The 18,671-nt window shown below is 72.1% G+C and carries 19 protein-coding genes; 15 read left to right on the forward strand and 4 right to left on the reverse strand.

The genetic code is table 11. From position 1 onward, the window contains the following. Positions 1–6: 6 nt before the first annotated feature. Positions 7–423: a BlaI/MecI/CopY family transcriptional regulator gene (locus ACYVGT_RS22010; RefSeq protein ID WP_460861626.1), complete on the reverse strand. Its 417-nt coding sequence runs from the start codon at positions 421–423 to the stop codon at positions 7–9. A 316-nt stretch (positions 424–739) separates the two neighbouring features. On the opposite strand from ACYVGT_RS22010, the gene ACYVGT_RS22015 reads away from it, so the two are divergent. The 7 genes from ACYVGT_RS22015 (at position 740) to ACYVGT_RS22045 (ending at position 8,217) form a co-directional block, all read left to right on the forward strand. Next, positions 740–1,216, forward strand: coding sequence for a pyridoxamine 5'-phosphate oxidase family protein (locus ACYVGT_RS22015; RefSeq protein ID WP_460861628.1), 477 nt, complete (start codon positions 740–742; stop codon positions 1,214–1,216). A 387-nt stretch (positions 1,217–1,603) separates the two neighbouring features. Continuing rightward, complete coding sequence (locus tag ACYVGT_RS22020; RefSeq protein ID WP_460861631.1) at positions 1,604–5,269, forward strand: multifunctional oxoglutarate decarboxylase/oxoglutarate dehydrogenase thiamine pyrophosphate-binding subunit/dihydrolipoyllysine-residue succinyltransferase subunit; 3,666 nt, start codon at positions 1,604–1,606, stop codon at positions 5,267–5,269. A 6-nt stretch (positions 5,270–5,275) separates the two neighbouring features. Next, positions 5,276–5,482 carry a DUF6104 family protein gene (locus ACYVGT_RS22025; RefSeq protein WP_460861634.1) on the forward strand — a complete coding sequence of 69 codons (207 nt, stop codon included), beginning with the start codon at positions 5,276–5,278 and terminating at the stop codon, positions 5,480–5,482. A 240-nt stretch (positions 5,483–5,722) separates the two neighbouring features. After that, positions 5,723–6,649, forward strand: a complete 927-nt coding sequence (locus tag ACYVGT_RS22030) for a DUF4097 family beta strand repeat-containing protein (RefSeq protein ID WP_460861639.1) — start codon at positions 5,723–5,725, stop codon at positions 6,647–6,649. Further along, positions 6,646–7,713, forward strand: coding sequence for a PadR family transcriptional regulator (locus ACYVGT_RS22035; RefSeq protein ID WP_460861642.1), 1,068 nt, complete (start codon positions 6,646–6,648; stop codon positions 7,711–7,713). Before ACYVGT_RS22030 ends, ACYVGT_RS22035 begins: the two co-directional genes overlap by 4 nt. An 85-nt stretch (positions 7,714–7,798) precedes the next feature. Next, positions 7,799–8,002 carry a hypothetical protein gene (locus tag ACYVGT_RS22040; protein ID WP_460861644.1) on the forward strand — a complete coding sequence of 68 codons (204 nt, stop codon included), beginning with the start codon at positions 7,799–7,801 and terminating at the stop codon, positions 8,000–8,002. A 65-nt stretch (positions 8,003–8,067) separates the two neighbouring features. Further along, complete coding sequence (locus ACYVGT_RS22045) at positions 8,068–8,217, forward strand: type II toxin-antitoxin system HicA family toxin (RefSeq protein WP_460861646.1); 150 nt, start codon at positions 8,068–8,070, stop codon at positions 8,215–8,217. Positions 8,218–8,280: 63 nt separating this feature from the next. Here the strand turns inward: ACYVGT_RS22045 and ACYVGT_RS22050 are convergent, their stop codons facing one another. Beyond that, complete coding sequence (locus tag ACYVGT_RS22050) at positions 8,281–9,249, reverse strand: zinc-binding dehydrogenase (RefSeq protein WP_460861648.1); 969 nt, start codon at positions 9,247–9,249, stop codon at positions 8,281–8,283. Between the two features lie 110 nt (positions 9,250–9,359). Continuing rightward, complete coding sequence (locus ACYVGT_RS22055; RefSeq protein WP_460861650.1) at positions 9,360–9,851, reverse strand: ATP-binding protein; 492 nt, start codon at positions 9,849–9,851, stop codon at positions 9,360–9,362. Positions 9,852–10,085: 234 nt separating this feature from the next. On the opposite strand from ACYVGT_RS22055, the gene ACYVGT_RS22060 reads away from it, so the two are divergent. After that, positions 10,086–10,973, forward strand: a complete 888-nt coding sequence (locus tag ACYVGT_RS22060) for a helix-turn-helix domain-containing protein (RefSeq protein WP_460861654.1) — start codon at positions 10,086–10,088, stop codon at positions 10,971–10,973. Between the two features lie 39 nt (positions 10,974–11,012). Continuing rightward, positions 11,013–11,240 carry a DUF397 domain-containing protein gene (locus ACYVGT_RS22065; RefSeq protein ID WP_460861656.1) on the forward strand — a complete coding sequence of 76 codons (228 nt, stop codon included), beginning with the start codon at positions 11,013–11,015 and terminating at the stop codon, positions 11,238–11,240. Between the two features lie 231 nt (positions 11,241–11,471). Here the strand turns inward: ACYVGT_RS22065 and ACYVGT_RS22070 are convergent, their stop codons facing one another. Beyond that, positions 11,472–12,662, reverse strand: coding sequence for an NAD(P)-dependent malic enzyme (locus ACYVGT_RS22070; RefSeq protein WP_460861658.1), 1,191 nt, complete (start codon positions 12,660–12,662; stop codon positions 11,472–11,474). Between the two features lie 479 nt (positions 12,663–13,141). On the opposite strand from ACYVGT_RS22070, the gene ACYVGT_RS22075 reads away from it, so the two are divergent. The 6 genes from ACYVGT_RS22075 (at position 13,142) to ACYVGT_RS22100 (ending at position 18,522) form a co-directional block, all read left to right on the forward strand. Next, positions 13,142–14,101 carry an ABC transporter substrate-binding protein gene (locus ACYVGT_RS22075; RefSeq protein ID WP_460861661.1) on the forward strand — a complete coding sequence of 320 codons (960 nt, stop codon included), beginning with the start codon at positions 13,142–13,144 and terminating at the stop codon, positions 14,099–14,101. A gap of 441 nt (positions 14,102–14,542) precedes the next feature. Beyond that, the gene (locus tag ACYVGT_RS22080) at positions 14,543–15,508 is read left to right on the forward strand and encodes an amino acid ABC transporter permease (RefSeq protein ID WP_460861664.1); all 966 of its coding nucleotides are present in this window, start codon (positions 14,543–14,545) and stop codon (positions 15,506–15,508) included. A 71-nt stretch (positions 15,509–15,579) separates the two neighbouring features. Then, the gene (locus ACYVGT_RS22085) at positions 15,580–16,332 is read left to right on the forward strand and encodes an amino acid ABC transporter ATP-binding protein (protein WP_460861695.1); all 753 of its coding nucleotides are present in this window, start codon (positions 15,580–15,582) and stop codon (positions 16,330–16,332) included. A 204-nt stretch (positions 16,333–16,536) separates the two neighbouring features. Continuing rightward, on the forward strand, positions 16,537–17,025 hold the full coding sequence (locus ACYVGT_RS22090; RefSeq protein WP_460861667.1) for a GNAT family N-acetyltransferase: 489 nt from the start codon (positions 16,537–16,539) through the stop codon (positions 17,023–17,025). Positions 17,026–17,296: 271 nt separating this feature from the next. Then, the gene (locus ACYVGT_RS22095) at positions 17,297–17,722 is read left to right on the forward strand and encodes an ATP-binding protein (RefSeq protein WP_460861668.1); all 426 of its coding nucleotides are present in this window, start codon (positions 17,297–17,299) and stop codon (positions 17,720–17,722) included. Positions 17,723–17,763: 41 nt separating this feature from the next. Then, positions 17,764–18,522: an RNA polymerase sigma factor SigF gene (locus ACYVGT_RS22100; protein ID WP_460861697.1), complete on the forward strand. Its 759-nt coding sequence runs from the start codon at positions 17,764–17,766 to the stop codon at positions 18,520–18,522. Positions 18,523–18,671 lie beyond the last annotated feature (149 nt).

Consider the following 18,671-nt stretch of genomic DNA (forward strand, 5'->3'; position numbering starts at 1 on the left):
GTTCGACTAGGGGTTCGTGCACACACCGCAGGATAGACGCGCCGGTCGGGGCCGGTACCGGCCGGGGGCTGCCGCCGGGTCGCCGAGCAGCCGCGCCAGGCGCTCGCGGTCGTCGGCCCCGAGCGCCTCCACGAACCGCAGCAGCACCGCGGAGCGGTCCCGCCCGGCGCCGAGGACTTCGCGCATGAGCCGCGCCGAATGCGCCGCGCGGTCCTCCACCGCGCGGTAGATCCATGCGCGCCCGTTCTTCTCCCGGTCCAGCAGGCCCTTGTGGAACAGGATGGTGGTGACGGTCATGACGGTGGTGTAGGCGACCTCGCGGCCGTAGTCGAGGCCGGCGCGGATGTCGCGCACCGCGAGCGGCGCCTCGGCGTCCCACAGCACATCCATGATCGCGGCCTCGAGTGCCCCGAACTCCTTCACGGCGGGCTCCCTCCCCGAGCTGCCCCCCACAGTAGGAGCGGAGCGCCCGGCGCGCGGGGCTTCGCACGGCGAGACACCGATCCGCCGGTCGGGGCGCGGACCCGCCGCCGAATCCCCGCCTCCGGGGCGGGGCGGCGCAGGCAATGCAGCGCCCGGTACCGGGGCGCGGCCCCGGCGCCCCGGCACCCGCGGCCGGAATCGGGCGCCCGGGCGCGGACCCGGACGCCGGCCCGCGAGTGGCGCACGCCACAATGGGCGCTGCGGCCGCGGAGCCGGGCCGCCGGCACGCGGCCGAGCCGCGGACAAGGGAGGCCCCGTGAGCAACCGCCGAGCAGCCGTACGGATGTCCGACGACGAGGTCGGCGCCTTCCTCGCGGAGCACCGGAAGGTCCAGGTCGCCACGAACGGGCCGGGCGGCTTCCCGCACCTGTCGACGCTCTTCTACGGGCTGCTCGGCGGCACCCTCGTGTTCTGGACCTACGCCGCCTCGCAGAAGGCGGTCAACCTCGGCCGGGACCCGCGGATGAGCTGCCTGGTCGAGGACGGTGAGGAGTACTCCGAGCTGCGCGGTGCCACCCTGTACGGCCGGGCCGAAGTGCACCGCGACCCCGCCGAGGTGCTCCGCGCCGGCGCGGTGGTCGGCGCGGCGATGTCCGGCCTGGGCGCCGGGTACGCGATGGTGCCGCCGCCGGGCACCGGCGCCCGCGAGGCGCTGGAGCGGGCCGCGCGCAAGCGCGTCGCGGTCCACCTCACCCCGGAGCGGACGGTCAGCTGGGACCACAGCAAGCTCTGAGCGGGCGCGGTCGCGGCCGGCTACAGCAGCACGCGGTGGCGCGGGCCACGGAGGAACGGCCCCGGAAGGGGATTGCGCGGCCGGCCGCGCGGGCATGGTGGGGACCGCCGCCGGTGCCGTGCGGCCCCGCCGCATACCCGCCAGCACCGCCGTGGCCTCGGCTTTGTGAATGATTGTTAGGTATCTCCCAGTCCGCACTCGGTCTGGGGGGAGCATCTTCATGCCTGGACAGCTAGCCTGTTACCGGGAAGGCCCTTCTGGGCGTCGCGAGCGCGCCGCCCCGGTGCCCCTGCCGGCGCCCGCACACCCGCGGGCGCGGCCGTGCGGCGCAGCGGTCCCCACATCCATACATTCACAAGCGAGCTGCGGAAGAGGGCGATCTCCGCCGTGTCGTCTGAGGCGTCTCAACCCCTGACAGATTTCGGCCCGAACGAGTGGCTGGTCGAGGAGCTTTATCAGAAGTACCTGAACGACCCGAACTCCGTTGACAAGGCGTGGTGGAACTTCTTCGCCGACTACAAGTCCGGAACGGCTCCGGCGAAGGATGCGCCGTCGGCCACGGGCGCCTCCGGCGCCGCCGCGCCCGCACCGGCGAAGAAGGCCGCTGACGGGGCCGAGTCCAAGGGCGCGGCGAAGAAGCCCGCCGCCTCGGCCGCGGAACCGGAGAAGAAGGCTCCGGCCGACGACGCCCTGCAGGTCAGCGAGGAGCGGCTGCGCGGCGCGCCGGCCCGCACCGCGACCAACATGGAGTCCAGCCTCACCCTGCCGACCGCCACCAGCGTGCGCGCGGTCCCGGTCAAGCTGCTCTTCGACAACCGCATCGTGATCAACAACCACCTCCGCCGCGCGCGCGGCGGGAAGGTGTCGTTCACCCACCTCATCGGCTACGCCATGGTCAAGGCCCTGGAGTCGATGCCGGAGATGAACCACTCCTACACCGAGGTCGGCGGCAAGCCCGGGGTGGCCAAGCCCGAGCACGTCAACTTCGGCCTGGCGATCGACCTGCAGAAGCCGGACGGCACCCGCCAGCTGGTGGTCCCCTCCATCAAGAAGTCCGACTCCATGGACTTCAAGGAGTTCTGGAGCGGCTACGAGGACCTGGTCCGCAAGGCCCGCAACAACAAGCTGGGCGTTCCGGACTTCCAGGGCACCACGATCAGCCTGACCAACCCCGGCGGCATCGGCACCGTGCACTCGGTGCCGCGGCTCATGCCGGGCCAGGGCACCATCGTCGGCGTCGGCTCGATGGAGTACCCGGCCGAGTTCCAGGGCGCCTCCCCCGAGACCCTGAACAACCTGGCCATCAGCAAGGTCATGACGCTGACCTCGACCTACGACCACCGCATCATCCAGGGTGCGCAGTCGGGCGAGTTCCTCAAGCGCATCCACCAGCTGCTGCTCGGCGAGAACGGCTTCTACGACGAGATCTTCCGCTCGCTGCGGATCCCGTACGAGCCGATCCGCTGGACGCAGGACATCTCGGTGGACGCGGCCAACCAGCTGGACAAGACCAGCCGGGTGCAGGAGCTGATCCACGCCTACCGGGTGCGCGGCCACCTCATGGCCGACACCGACCCGCTCGGCTACGAGCAGCGGCGCCACCCGGACCTGGACGTCCTCCAGCACGGCCTCACCCTGTGGGACCTCGAGCGCGACTTCCCCACCGGCGGCTTCGGCGGCAAGTCCGTGATGAAGCTGCGGGACATCCTGGGCGTCCTGCGGGACACCTACTGCCGCACCGTCGGCATCGAGTACATGCACATGCAGTCTCCCGAAGAGCGGGAGTGGATCCAGTCGCACGTCGAGCGCGAGCACGAGAAGCTCGACCACGACGCGCAGCTGCACATCCTGCGCCGGCTGAACAGCGCCGAGGCGTTCGAGACGTTCCTGCAGACCAAGTACGTCGGGCAGAAGCGCTTCTCGCTGGAGGGCGGCGAGTCCCTCATCCCGCTGCTGGACGGCGTGATCTCCGAGGCGGCGCGCGCGTCGCTGGACGAGGTCGTCATCGGGATGGCGCACCGCGGCCGGCTCAACGTGCTGGCCAACATCGCCGGCAAGTCGTACGCGCAGATCTTCGGCGAGTTCGAGGGCAACCTGGACCCGCGCTCGGCGCACGGCTCCGGCGACGTGAAGTACCACCTGGGCACCGAGGGCGTCTTCGAGAGCCGCACCGGTGAGAAGATCGCGATCTCGCTGGCCGCCAACCCGAGCCACCTGGAGACGGTCGACCCGGTCGCCGAGGGCATCGTCCGCGCCAAGCAGGACGTGCTCGACAAGGGCCCGCACGGGTTCACCGTGGTACCGCTGCTCATCCACGGCGACGCGGCCTTCGCCGGCCAGGGCGTCGTGGCCGAGACGCTCAACCTGTCGCAGCTGCGCGGCTACCGCACCGGCGGCACGGTGCACGTCATCGTGAACAACCAGGTCGGCTTCACCACGTCGCCGGCCGACAGCCGGTCCAGCGTGTACGCCACCGACGTGGCGCGCATGGTGCAGGCGCCGATCTTCCACGTCAACGGGGACGACCCCGAGGCCGTGGTCCGGGTCGCGCACCTCGCCTTCGCCTACCGCCAGGCGTTCAACAAGGACGTCGTGGTCGACCTGGTCTGCTACCGGCGGCGCGGGCACAACGAGGGCGACAACCCCGCGTTCACCCAGCCGCTGATGTACGAGGTCATCGACAACAAGCGGTCCACCCGCAAGCTGTTCACCGAGGCCCTGATCGGCCGCGGGGACATCACGGTGGAAGAGGCCGAGCAGACCCTGCGGGAGTACCAGCAGGAGCTGGAGCGGGTGTTCGCCGAGACCCGCGAGGCCGACAAGAAGCCGGTCGAGCCGGGCTCGGTCGTGCGGCCCGAGGTGTTCGACGAGGGCCGCCTCGACCACACCGCGGTGACCAGCGCGATCTCCCCGGAGCAGGTCAAGGAGATCATCGATACCCAGGTGAGCCTGCCCGAGGGCTTCACGCCGCACCCGCGACTGCAGCCGCAGCTGCAGCGCCGCGCGCAGGCCGTCGAAGAGGGCAGGATCGACTGGGCCACCGGTGAACTGCTCGCGCTCGGTTCGCTGCTGCAGGAGGGCCACCCGGTCCGCCTCGTCGGCCAGGACACCCGCCGGGGCACCTTCGGCCAGCGGCACGCGGCGCTGGTCGACAAGAAGACCGGCGAGGTGCACACCCCGCTCAAGCGGTTCGACAAGGGCACCTCGAAGTTCTACGTGCACGACTCGCTGCTGAGCGAGTACGCCGCGCTGGGCTTCGAGTACGGCTACTCCGTGGAGCGGCCGGACGCGCTGGTCGCCTGGGAGGCGCAGTTCGGCGACTTCATCAACGGCGCCCAGACCGTGGTCGACGAGTACATCAGCTCCAGCGAGCAGAAGTGGGGCCAGCGCTCCGGCGTCACCCTGCTGCTGCCGCACGGCTACGAGGGCCAGGGCCCGGACCACTCCTCCGCGCGCATCGAGCGGTTCCTGCAGCTGTGCGCCCAGGAGAACATGACGGTCTCCATGCCCACGACCCCGGCGAACTACTTCCACCTGCTGCGCTGGCAGGCGAAGTCGCCGGTGCACCGGCCGCTGATCGTCTTCACCCCGAAGTGGATGCTGCGGGCCAAGCAGGCCACCTCGGCCGCGGCCGACTTCACCTCGGGCGCGTACCAGCCGCTGATCCTGGACGAGTCGGTCAAGGCCGACGAGGTCCGGCGGGTGGTCCTCTGCTCCGGCAAGGTCTACTACGACCTGGACGCCGCGCGGAAGAAGACCGGCGACACCTCCACCGCGATCATCCGGGTGGAGCGGCTCTACCCGCTCCCGGTCGAGGAGATCCGCGCCCAGCTGGCCGCGTTCCCCAACGCCGGGGAGGTGCTGTGGGTGCAGGAGGAGCCGGCGAACATGGGCCCGTGGCCGTTCGTCTCGCTGGTCTTCTCCGAGCAGCTGGACCGCCCGTTCACCCGGGTCTCCCGCGCGGCGAGCTCCTCGCCGGCGGTCGGCTCGGCCAAGCGGCACGAGGTCGAGCAGCAGGCCGTGGTCAACACCGTCTTCCCGCCGGTGGAGTAGGCGGCCGTGTACGAGAGCGACCGGGGCATCGACGAGCTCGAGGAGCGGCGCGGCGGCGAGCAGGCCGATCTGGCCTGGCTCGCCGACCGGATGCGCACGTTCACCGACCTCCATCCGGAGTTCGCCACGGCCGTCGACCGGCTGGCCACCTGGCTGGCCCGGCTCGACGATGATGACGATGACGGTGCGGACGGCGCGCTGGAGCACGGCTGAGCAGTGCTGAGCCGCCGGCCGCCGTCAGCTGGCAGCGCAGGGCCCCCGCGATGTTCCGCGGGGGCCCTCTGCTGTATCCGGCCCGCCGGGGCGGGGGCGGCGGGCGCAGGCCGCCCCTGAGCCGGAGCCGGGGCCGACCCCGGCCCGCCCCCGATATTCGCGACATATCTTGAATCCGCGGGAGACGCGACATATCGTGAGACCAGTAGCAGCAGCCCGTTCCACGCGAAAGGTTCCACGATGGCGCGCTGGACCATCGACCAGCCGACGACGCGGGTCCTCGACGGAATCGTCGCCCTCCGGGTGCGCACCGTCGGGGGCCACGTCAACATCCTGCCCACCGACGACCCCGCCTCCTTCGAGGTCTCCGACATCGCCGGCGCGGCGGTCTCGGCGGTCCACGAGGCGGGCATCCTCACCCTGACCTACGACGACCTCACCGGCAGCGGCTTCCTGGACCGCCTGAAGCCGGTGCAGCTGTCCGGATACAAGAACGTGCGGCAGCGTTCGGCCGCCATCGGCGTGCGCGTACCGCGGGACTGCCCGGTGGAGGTCACCACCGCCTCGGCGTCGATCGTGGCGGCCGGCCTCACCGGGCGGGTACAGCTGCGCACCGCCTCCGGCGACATCACCGCCGACGACCTCGGCGGCGACGTCGAGGTCGCCACGGTCAGCGGCAACCTCGCGGCCCGCAACGTGCACGGGACCCTGTCCTTCGGCACGGTGAGCGGCCAGGTTGCGGTCGCGGGCGGGCGGCTCGCGTCGTTCAGCGGCAAGTCCGGCTCGGGCGCCGTGCTCGCCGACATCGACCTGGCCGCGGCGGCCCGCGCCAAGGTCGCCACCGTCGCCGGCGAGGTCGTGCTGCGGGTGCCGGCCGGCACCGCGGCCTCGGTCGACCTGCGCTCGGTGACCGGAGCGCTGGACTCCCAGTTCAGCCTGGAGCGGGACAGCGTGCACGGCCGCAGCCGGATGTCCGGCAGCACCGGCAGCGGGATCGACCCGGCCAGCGTCAGCGTCAGCACCGTGTCCGGCGCGGTGTCGCTGCAGCGCAGGGCCGCCGATGCACCCGCCGCGATCCCCGAGGGCTCCGCCCCCGGCGGCACCGGCGGCGAACCCGGCGGAACGGGCTCCGGCGGAAGCGAGGAAGGCGAGGAGAACACGTCATGACCACCGTCTTCGGGCACGGCCGCCTCCGGCTGTACCTGCTCAAGCTGCTCGACGAGAGCCCGCGGCACGGCTACGAGATCATCAGCCTGCTCCGCGACCGCTTCCTCGGCGTCTACTCGCCCTCGCCGGGCACGATCTATCCGCGGCTGGCCCGACTCGAGGAGGAGGGGCTGGTCACCCACGAGGAGGTGGACGGCCGCAAAGTCTACCGCCTCACCGACAAGGGCCGCGAGGAGCTGCACGCCCGCAGTTCCGACCTCGACGACCTGGAGCGCGAGATCACCGACTCGGTCCGCGACATCGCCGCCGCGGTGAAGCAGGACGTCCGCGACACGATCAGCACGCTGCGCGAGGAGCTCACCTCGGCGGCGGGCGGCCGCCGCCGCGACCAGGGCGGAGGTGCCGCCGGCGGCGCGGCGGGGGCCGCGGCGGGCAGCAGCGCAGCGGGTTCCGCGTCCGGCGGCGGCTCCGGCGACTCCGGCGGTGCCGGCGGCGGCGCAGAGGGCGGCGACTCCGGCGACCGCTCATGGTGGCACCGGGACTGGGAGAGGTTCGCGGCCGGCTGGGGCGCCTGGGGCGGCCCCTGGCCGCGCAGCAGCGGCAGCAGCGCTGACGACAGCGCCCGCGGAAAGGGCGAACCGGGCGAGGGGCGGCGCGCCGAGTTCGACCGCGCGCTGCACGACTTCTCCGACCGCGTCCGCGACGTCGTGCGCGACGCGGGCAGCGCCAGCGAGGGCGCAGTCCGCGACCTCCGCCGCATCCTGGACGACACCATCGAGGTCATCCGCCGTGATGCGGCCGGCTGGGGCCCGCCGGAGAAGGACAGCGGCGCCGGGCCCGGCAGCGGACCCGGCGGCGCCGGCCCGGAGGGCAGCAGCGGCCAGGGGTCCGGCGCACCGGCCTCCGACCCGTCCGGCACCTCCGAACAGAAGGAACCCGGCGGCCACGGCCCGTTCGCACAGCCGCCCGCCGACTCCGACGGCGGCTCGGACCCCTGGTCCACCGCGATCCGCGAAGACCAGCCCGGCCCCGGCGGCAAGGACGGCGGGGAATCCTCCCCGTAGGTTCGGACCTGCAGCGATCGCCCCCTTCATTCGGGGGCGATCGCTTACTCTTGTCGTGTCACTCTGGATGAAGAGGAGTCGGGGAATGTCACGTACCGTTCATGTTCCCTACGACCTGGAACAAGATGAGGACGGCGTCTGGTGCGCCCACGCGCTGCTCCGCCCTGGCGTCAGCGCTCACGGCGATGGGGCAGACCCGGAATCCGCCATTGCTGACCTCCGCATCGCGCTTGAAGGGCTGATCGAAGAGTTCGGAGTGCCTAACGAACTCACCCTTGAAGTTGCCTGATGCTGCCTGTACCGAGCATGCGCGGCGCGCACGTCGTCAAGGCTCTGGAGTAGAACGGGTTCTACGTGACCCGGATTAAGGGTAGCCACCACATCATGCGACACCCTGATGGACGCGGTACGACGGTCCCCGTGCACTCATCACGGGACGTGAGCAAGGGCGTCCTCCGCCATATTCTCGCTGACACCGGCCTCTCCGTCAGCGATCTCGGCTGACGTCCCCGTTTCGCCGACCCGCCCGCCCTTCAGGGAGGCGGGCCGGCGGTATGCGCACGGCGGTCAGACGGTGAAGACGATCTTGCCGAACTGGTCGCCGTCGAGCATCGCGCGGAAGCCGGCTGCGGCGTCGGTGAGCGGCAGGACGCGGTCGACGACCGGGCGCAGGCCGGTGCGGGCGCACATCTCGGCGAGGCCGGCGAGCTGGTCGCGGGTGCCCATCGTGGAGCCGATCACCCGCAGCTGCTGGAAGAAGACCCGGGTCAGCTCGGCTGACGGGGCGTCGCCGCTGGTGGCGCCGCAGGTGATGATCGCGCCGCCGGGGCGCAGCGAGCGCACCGAGTGCTTCCAGGTGGCCTGGCCGACGTTGTCGAACACCACGTGGGCCTTCTCCGGGAGCCGCTCGCCCGGCGCGACCGCGGCGTGCGCGCCGAGCTGCACCGCGCGGTCCCGCTTGGCCTCGCTCCGGCTCGTCGCATACACCCGGTGGCCGACGTGCGCGGCCAGCGCGATCAGCGCGCCCGCAACGCCGCCGCCGGCGCCCTGGACCAGCACGGTGGAGCCCGGCCGGAGGTCGGCCTTGCCGAACAGCATGCTGTAGGCGGTGAGCCACGCGGTGGGCAGGCAGGCCGCCTCCTCGAAGGAGAGCTCCGCCGGCTTCGGCACGAGGTTGCGCACCGGTACGGCCACCTTCTGCGCGAACGTGCCGTCGTGCAGCTCGGAGAGCAGGGTGCGCCGCGGGTCGAGCGTCTCGTCACCACCGCCGGCGTCGACGTCGCCGACCACGGAGTGCACGATGACGGGGTTGCCGTCCGGGTCGGTGCCGGCGGCGTCGCAGCCGAGGACCATGGGCAGCCGGTCGGCCGGCAGCCCGACGCCGCGCAGCGACCACACGTCGTGGTGGTTGAGTGCGGCGGCCTGCACGTCGACGACGGTCCAGCCGTCGCGCGGGGTCGGTTCGGGGCGCTCGCCGGCGGCGAGGCCGGCCAGCGGGTCGTCGGGGTCGGTGCCGGTAGCGGTGATCGCGAACATGCCCCGACGATAGCGACCCGGATCACACCGGCTCCGCCGCGGGGCAGCCGAGCCGGCCGCGTCGCGGCCGCGCGCCGCAGCAGGGTCCGGCCGCCGCCGCGGGGAGCGCTTCAAGCGAACGGGCCGCCCGCACCGCCCGGGGCGACGCTGAAGACGACGGCGCGGCCGCCGGCGGCGCTGTAGGTGCTCCATTCCTGGGCGATGGCCTCGACCAGGGCGAGGCCGCGGCCGCCCTCCGCAGCTGCATCGGCGCTCAGCGGATGGACCCGCGGACGGGTGCGGGCTCCCGTCTCGCGAGGCCCTTCGTCGTGCACGGCGACGGTGGCCCGGCCGTCGCGCAGCCACACCTCGACACCGAACCGGCCGCCGTCCTCACCGCTGCGGGTGTGCCGGACGGCGTTCGAGGCGATCTCGCTGACCAGGAGCTCTGCGGCATCGAGGAGGTCGGCGCCGAGCGCGGGGCAGAGCCCCAGCGTGGACCGGACGAAGATGCGCGCCTCGGCGACGCTGCCGGGCTCGCCGGGGTAGCCGCAGCGCGCCATCACCACCGCGCCGGCCCCGCGTGCGGCACCGGGCCTGTGCCCGGAGAACGTCGCACTCATCGATCCCCCTTTTAGGGCAGCCCGCGCACGCCCGCGGGACCCGGCCTCCGCCGGCGGACGGGCCGCAGTTCCGGCCGCGTCCGCGACCCGGCGGGACGACGGTCCCATACTCCTCGCCTGCGGCCTCTTGTGCAATTGCTTCGCGGAATTCTCATCCGACGCCTTGCGCCCTCCTCATCTCAAGTAGCCTTCTTTCGTTCTCCATTCGGACCTCTCCCCTCCTTGGAGGCCCAGATGCCTGCAGCCAACAACCCGACCGCCCGAAGGCGCCGCCTCGGTGTTGAATTGCGCCGTCTGCGGGAAAACGTCGGAATGACCGGCGAGGAAGCGGCAGAGCGGATGGCGTGGTCCGGCTCGAAACTGTCCCGGATTGAGCGCGGGCAGGTTGCCACCAACTCCGACGACGTGCGCGACCTGCTCGAGCTCTACAGTGTCGCCGACGGCGTGCTGCGCACCACCCTGGTGACCCTGGCCCGGGAGTCCCGGCGCCGGGGCTGGTGGCACGTCTACGGCGATGTGATGCCGGAGCGGTTCGAGGTCTATCTCGGCCTGGAGCCGGAGGCCGCGGCACTGCGCTTCTACCAAGCGCAGATCGTGCCCGGGCTCTTCCAGACCGAGGACTACGCGCGCGCCCTCCTCCAGGCGCACCCGGCACCGGTGGACCCCGAGGAGATCGACCGGCGCGCGGAGCTGCGGATCCGCCGCCGCGACATGATCTTCTCCGGGCAGTCACCGCACGTCTGGGTGGTCCTGGACGAGGCGGTGCTGCACCGCCCGGTGGGCGGACCCACGGTGATGGCCGACCAGATCGGACATCTGCTGGAAGCAGGGCAGAGAACAGAGGTCACCCTGCAGATCGCACCTTTCGGAGTCGGGGCGCATTCCGGACTCGACGGGTCATTCGACATCCTCGAGTTCCCCGAGTCGGATATCCACACCCCGAAGCTCGTCCATTTGGAGAACCTGACGAGCAGCCTCTATATAGAAAAGGCCAAGGAGGTGCGCTTCTACACGGTGGCCTTCGAGCACCTGCGCACCTCCGCACTGCACCCGGACCGCACCCGGGAGGTCCTCGCCGACCTCCAGCAGCGCATGCGGAAGCAGGTCGACGATGACAACTGAAAACAGCCACCGAAATTCCCGACACCAAGGAGGCGCGGCATGCCCGCGAACACGATGCACCACCGCGGTGCCGCCCGGTCCGGCCTGCAGCCGGAATGGCGCACCAGCTCCTACAGCGGCACTGGCGGCGGCCAGTGCGTGGAGGTCTCCGACCGGCCGGCCGCCACGCGCGTCCGCGACTCGGTCACCCCCGACGGGGCGGTCCTCGCCTTCGACCGGACCGCCTGGGCGGCCTTCGTCGAGGCCGCGGCCCAGGGCCGGCTGTAGCGGGGTTCCGCCCGGTAAGGCGGGCGGCACACCCCGCGACCGCTGACCGCAGCGGTACCACCGCGCGCCCGGCAGCCACCGCACACACGTGACCCGGGCCCGGCCAGCACCGCCGGGCGGAACCGATCCGGGGCGGGACACCCCCGCCCCGGATCAGTCACTCTCGATCACGGAACCGCTTCGGTCCGGATTGACTGCAGGTGGCGCACTCTTTCCGCGGCGGCCCCCGCCCTAGAAGCGGGCCACGCCTTCGGCGCGGGCCTGGGCGGCCACGGCCGCCGCCACAGCGGGGACCACGCGCTCATCGAAGGTGCTCGGGATGACGTAGTCGGCGGTGAGGTCATCGCCGACCAGGTCGGCCAGTGCGTCGGCCGCCGCCAGCTTCATCCCCTCGGTGACATCGGTGGCGCCGGCGTCCAGCGCGCCCCGGAACACACCGGGGAAGGCGAGGACGTTGTTGATCTGGTTGGGGAAGTCGCTCCGCCCGGTGGCCACCACCGAGGCGTACTTGCGCGCCGTGTCGGGGTGGATCTCCGGGGTGGGGTTGGCCATTGCGAACACCACGGCCTCCGGCGCCATCGATGCCACGACCTGCTCGCTGACCTCGCCGGCGCTCACCCCGATGAAGACGTCGGCTCCAGCCAGCGCGGACTCGATGGAGCCCTGCAGGCCGGACCGGTTGGTGGTGCGGGCGAGCTCCTGCTTGACCGGGGTGAGACCCTCCCGGTCGGCGTGCACGATGCCCTTGCTGTCAGCGACGGCGATGTCGCCGATTCCGCCGTCGAGCAGCATCTTGGTGACCGCGACGCCGGCCGCGCCGGCGCCGGACACCACAGCCCGGAGGTCGGCGAGCGTGCGCCCGGTGAGCCGGGCGGCGTTGCGCAGTGCGGCGACGGTGACGATGGCCGTGCCGTGCTGGTCGTCATGGAAGACCGGGATGTCCAGGCGCGCGCGCAGCCGCGCCTCCACCTCGAAGCAGCGCGGCGCCGAGATGTCCTCGAGGTTGATCCCGCCGAAGCCGGGGGCCATCCGGGCCACCGTCTCCACGAGGTCGTCGGGGTCGGTGCAGTCGAGGGCGATCGGCACGGCATCGACGCCGCCGAACTGCTTGAACAGCAGCGCCTTGCCCTCCATCACCGGCAGCGACGCCTCGGGGCCGATGTCGCCGAGGCCGAGCACCGCGGAACCGTCGGTGACGACGGCGACGGTGTTGCTCTTGCCGGTGTAGGCCGAGACGAGGGCGGGCTCGTCAGCGATGGCGCTGCACACGCGGGCAACGCCGGGGGTGTAGGCGAGCGAGAGGCCCTCATGGTCGGTGACGTCGACCGACGACCGGACCTCCAGCTTTCCGCCGCGGTGCAGGGCGAACGCGGGATCGGCGTCGAGTTCGGAGAGCCGCTCCTGCGGCACATTGGTGGTCAACTCTGTAAACCCCTCATCAGTGGTCCCGCCGGGCCGGCCACGGCGCCGGTCGGGGCAAGTGATCTCTGGCAGCGGGCGGAGGCAGGGATGCTAGGGGAGCCGTCCTGCCCGGTCGGCCATGACCGGGGGCATCAGGAGGGCGCCTCCGCGGGCCCTGTTGCGGGCCGGGCGCTGCCGCGTTCACGGGGGTAACCCGTTACCCAATCATCTCATAACGGTGACCGGACCAAAATGCCGCCTGGGCAGGATGGTATGTCCGGACAGTTCTCTTTTCTGCCCGTATGTGCCGATCGCTCGATCCGACCGAACCGCTCTCCTGCCCACCGCCTCCGCGCTGCCGGCGGCCGCTCCCGCGGCCACCGCGGACGGTGCGGGAACCACTCGGGACCGGCACCTGCCGGACCCGGACAGCCCTAGGACCGCACGCTTCGGCGCGACCCAGTATGACTCCGGGCGCTCCCGTCCGCCCTCGGAACCGAATGGAGACCCACGTGGCCTCGAACCCCAGTCCCAGGCCGCAGTTCGCCCGCCGGGGCGCGCTCGCCGCCGCCGGTACCGCACTGGTACTGGCCGCCACCGCCTGCGGCGGAGGAGGCGGCGGCACTGACGACGGCGCCTCGGCGGCCCCCGACGTCGAGGTCGACGAAGAGGTCGCCGCGCTGGTGCCCGAGGAGTACAAGGACGCGACCCTCACCGTCGGCACCGACTCCAGCTACGCGCCGGCCGAGTTCCTGGACACCGACGGCCAGACCGTCATCGGGTTCGACGTCGAGCTGTTCGACGCGGTCGCCGCCACCATGGGCCTGGAGACGTCCTGGGAGAGCTCCTCCTTCGGCACCATCGTGGAGGGCGTGGACACCGGCAAGTACGACGTCGGCATCTCCTCGTTCACCATCAACGCCGAGCGGCTCGAGCAGGCGACCATGGTGAGCTACTACGACGTGGGCACCCAGTGGTTCACCGCGTCGGGCAACCCCGCCGAGGTGGACCCGGAGAACGCCTGCGGGAAGACGGTCGCCGTGCAGGCCGACACCGTGCAGGTGCCCGACATCGAAGCGCGCAGCGAAGCCTGCGAGGAGGCCGGGGATCCGGCCATCAAGATCGACCAGTACGAGGGCCAGGACCAGGCGACGGAGTCGCTGACCTCCGGCAAGAGCGACGCCAGCCTGGCGGACATGCCGGTCGCGATGTATGCGATCGAGCAGACCGGCGGCAAGCTCGAGGCCCTGGGCGAGCAGTACGAGGCGGCGCCCTACGGCGCGGTCCTCAGCCAGGAGGACGAGGAGCTCGCCGAGGCGGTCCGCGCGGGCTACCAGTCGATCATCGACAGCGGAACCTACGAGGAGATCCTCGACGGCTGGGGCCTGGCCGAGCAGGGCCTGATCACCGAGTCCGAGGTCAACCCCGAGGTCGCCGGGGAAGAGGACGCCGAGTCCTGACGAGCCGCCGTCCGCACCCTCACCGGCGGGGGTGCGGGCGGCGCCGCTGCGGGCCGGCGCGGCGACAGCGGCGGCCGGGCCTGGACGGAACGGTGCTGCCGAGCCTGCACACTAGGGCGTGTTTGGTGGATGGCGTTTGCCGCAAGGCCGACGACGGAGTCAGGGCGGGTTCTCCTCCTCGATTGAGGAGAACGCCGCGAGGGGCGTGCCCGGGCGACGCGCAGCAGGGCAGTTGTCCACCCGGCCCGCCCTAGGGCGGGCCCGCCGTTCCTCCCCGCCTCCTCGACCGGGGAGCGCAGCGAGGAGCGCGCCCAGGCGGCGCGCAGCAGGGCGGCCGCCCGCCGGGCATGACCGGGGACGGTCGCCGAGCCTGCGTGCCGGGCCCGGCGCACAGGCCGGACACCGCAGAACCACAGCCGAGACAAGGGCGAGCGAGACCGCGTGAACACGACGACCGAAGCATCCGGCCCGGATCCCCGGGCAGGCGGGGACACCCCGCCGGAGGCGATCAAGGCGGTGCCGGTGCGGCACCCGGGACGCTGGGTGGCCTCCGCGGTCCTCCTGGTACTCGCCGGCATGTTCGTCAACATGCTGGTGACGAACGAGAAGTTCAACTGGCCCTACATGGCCGAGAACATGTTCTCCGAACCGGTCCTCAACGGCGTGTGGACCACCGTCCGGCTGACCGTCGTCGCGATGATCGTGGGCATCTCGCTCGGCATCGCGGTCGCGGTGATGCGGCTGTCGGGCAATCCGGTACTCGCCGGCCTGGCCTGGATCTACACCTGGTTCTTCCGCGCCGTGCCGCGCCTGGTGCTGTGCGTGCTCTTCGGCAACCTCGGCATCCTCTACCAGGAGCTCGAGTTCGGCCTGCCGTTCGACAACTACTGGATGCCGTGGCTGGGCCTGGAGGGGGACGCGCGCTTCTTCAGCGTCCCGATGAACGAGGTCCTCACCCCCTTCATGGCCGCGCTGTTCGCGCTGGCCCTGTCGCAGGGCGCCTACATGGCCGAGATCGTTCGGGCCGGCCTGCTCTCGGTGGACAAGGGCCAGACCGAGGCGGCCCAGGCGCTCGGGATGAGCCGCGGCAAGACGCTGCGCCGCGTCACCCTGCCCCAGGCGCTGCGGGTCATCGTGCCGCCGACGGGCAACGAGGTCACCGCGATGCTCAAGGACACCTCGCTGGTGTCGGCGATCCCGCTCACCACCGAGCTGTTCTTCCAGCTGCAGGCGGTGGGCGCGCGCACCTTCGACCTCTTCCCGATGCTGGTGGCGGCGTGCCTGTGGTACCTCGCGATCACCAGCGTGCTGATGGTGGGGCAGTTCTTCCTGGAGCGCAGCTTCTCCAAGGGGGACCGCACAGTGCAGGCGGACATGGCGATGATGCAGAGCAAGGCGGGACATTGAGTCGCACGGATGAGACGGGCGCCGCGGCCGGTTCGGCCGGGGAGAGCGCGCAGAGCAAGCCGGACGCGCCGATGGTGGTGGCCGAGGGCGTGCACAAGAGCTTCGGCCGGCTGCACGTGCTGCGGGGCATCGACCTCACCGTGCACCGCGGCGAGGTGACGTGCGTCGTCGGCCCGTCCGGATCGGGCAAGTCGACGTTCCTGCGGTGCATCAACCACCTGGAGAAGATCACCGCGGGCCGGCTGTGGGTGAACGGCCGCCTGATGGGCTACCGGCAGAGCGGCGGCAAGCTCTACGAGCTGCACGACCGCCAGGTCGCCGAGCAGCGCCGGGACATCGGCATGGTGTTCCAGAACTTCAACCTGTTCCCGCACATGACGGCGCTGGGCAACGTCATCGAGGCGCCGGTCCAGGTCAAGCGCGAGGGCAAGGCCGAGGCGCGGGAGCGCGGCCTGCAGCTGCTGGACCGGGTGGGCCTGGCCGCGAAGGCCGACTCCTACCCGCGCCAGCTCTCCGGCGGCCAGCAGCAGCGGGTGGCCATCGCCCGCGCGCTCGCGATGCGCCCCGAGCTGATGCTGTTCGACGAGCCCACCAGCGCGCTCGACCCGGAGCTGGTCGGCGAGGTCCTGGAGACGATGAAGGGCCTGGCGCAGGAGGGCATGACCATGGTCGTGGTGACCCACGAGATGGGGTTCGCCCGCGAGGTCGGCGACAACCTGGTGTTCATGGACGGCGGCGCCGTGGTGGAGTCCGGTGCGCCGCGCGACGTACTGGCCGCCCCCCGGGAGGAGCGCACCCGCGCGTTCCTGTCCAAGGTGCTCTGAGCCGCCCCGGCGGTTCCCTCGCCCCGGCCGCGCACACGCGGGCCGGGGCGCACTGCTGCCGCGGCGCAGCGGCCGCGCGGGCAGTGCATAGGCTTGCCCCGCCCCCCTACTGCGCCGCGGGCGGGGCCGGGCAGCCGCGTGCCGCCCGGCCGCCCCGCCGGCCGCGGCGCGCCCGTTTTCCGCCCGGAGCCCCTGAGGAGCACGATGATCCGCCCCGCCCGCCCCGACGACGTCCCCGCGATCCTGGCGATGATCCACGCGCTGGCCGAGTACGAGCGCGAGCCCGACGCGGTGGAGGCCACTGCGGCCGATGTCGAGCGGGCCCTGTTCGGCGAGCACCCGGCCGCCTTCTGCCACCTGGCCTGCGACGCGGAGGGCACCGCGGTCGGGTTCGCACTGTGGTTCCTCAACTTCTCCACCTGGACCGGGCAGCACGGCATCTACCTGGAGGACCTCTACGTCGACCCCGCCTCCCGCGGCGAAGGCCACGGCCGGGCGCTGCTCGCCGAGCTCGCCCGGCTGTGCACCGAGCGCGGGTACCGCCGCCTGGAGTGGTCGGTCCTCAACTGGAACACGCCCTCGATCGCGTTCTACCGCTCGCTGGGCGCAGTGCCCATGGACGAGTGGACGGTCTTCCGGCTGTCCGGGGGCGCGCTGGCCGAGCTCGGCGGCCGGGCGGCGGCCCGGGCGTGACCGGCGTGGCGCGCGGGACCGGTGGCGGCGGCGGGCGCACTGCGCCCGACGGGGACGCGCCCGGCGGGCCGGGCTGCGGGCCCGCCGTTCTGCGCCGCGCAGGAGCGCGCCGCCGAATCCGCCGAGCAGGCGCCCACCAGGCGAACCGACCGGTACGGAGGGCCTTTCCAGCCCGGCGGGGGCGGACACGGGGCGCCGCGTGTGCAGCGGCGGTGCCGGGAAACACGGTAGATTGCTTGCAAGCGGCAAACTCGCTTCCCGGAGGAGGGACGTGACCGAAGAAACCGCCGCGCCGGTCTCGGGCGCCATGGACGTACGCGACGCTGTCACCGTCAAGATGCCGGCGGACAGCGCCTACCTCTCCGTGCTGCGCACCGCGACGGCCGGCCTGGCTGCCCGCCTGGACTTCACCCTCGACGAGATCGAGGACTTGCGCATCGGCGTCGATGAGGCGTGCGCGATGCTGCTGGCCCAGGCCCTGCCCGGCACGGACCTCACCACGGAGTTCGAGCTGACCGGGGACGGCATGAAGATCACCGTCTCGGTGCTCACCGCGGACGGGCGGCCGCCAGCCCGCGACACCTTCGCATGGACGGTGCTGTCCGCGCTGGCCGGCGATGTCGACACCCTCGCCGGACCCGACGACCGCGTCTCCATCGTCCTGCACAAACGACGCGGCACGGTGGAGACGGCGTGAGCGAGAGGGGGCCCGCTCTGACGGCGAAGACGGAACACGCGGTGCCGGACCGGGCCCGTGCACGGGAGTTGTTCGAGCGCCTGAGCGAGCTTCCCGAGGACTCCTCCGAGCGCCAGCGGATCCGCGACGAGCTGGTCGAGATCCATCTGCCCCTGGTCGAGTACCTCGCGCGGCGCTTCCGCAACCGGGGCGAGTGGCTCGACGACCTCACCCAGGTCGCCACGATCGGGCTGATCAAGTCGATCGACCGGTTCGACCTGGAGCGCGGCGTCGAGTTCTCCACCTACGCGACGCCGACGATCGTCGGCGAGATCAAGCGGCACTTCCGGGACAAGGGCTGGGCGGTGCGGGTTCCGCGCCGGCTGCAGGAGCTCAAGCTCTCGCTCACCAAGGCGGTCAGCGACCTGTCCCAGCGGGAGGGCCGGGCGCCGACGGTGCACGAGCTCGCCGAGCACCTGCAGATGACCGAGGAAGAGGTCCTGGAGGGGCTGGAGTCGGCGAACGCCTACTCCACCGTCTCCCTGGACGCCCCGGACAGCGGCGACGAGGACGCTCCGGCGGTCGCCGACTCGCTCGGCATCGTGGACGACTCGCTGGAGGGCGTGGAGTACCGCGAGTCGCTCAAGCCGCTGCTGGAGCAGCTGCCGCCGCGGGAGAAGCGGATCCTGCTGCTGCGGTTCTTCGGCAACATGACGCAGTCGCAGATCGCCCAGGAACTGGGCATCTCGCAGATGCACGTGTCGCGGCTGCTGGCCCGCACACTGGCGCAGCTGCGCCAAGCGCTGACCACCGACGACTGACCTCTGACCGGGCCCGGCACCGCCGGACCCGGTACGCCGGCGCCGCGGCGGCCCCAGGGCCCCGCGGCGCTCTGCGTGCCCGACGGCGCCCCGCCCGGCAGCGCGCAGCGCCGGCGGCTGCGGAGCTTCCGGCCCTGCAGGCTCGGCGG

The organism is Nocardiopsis coralliicola (assembly GCF_054779695.1).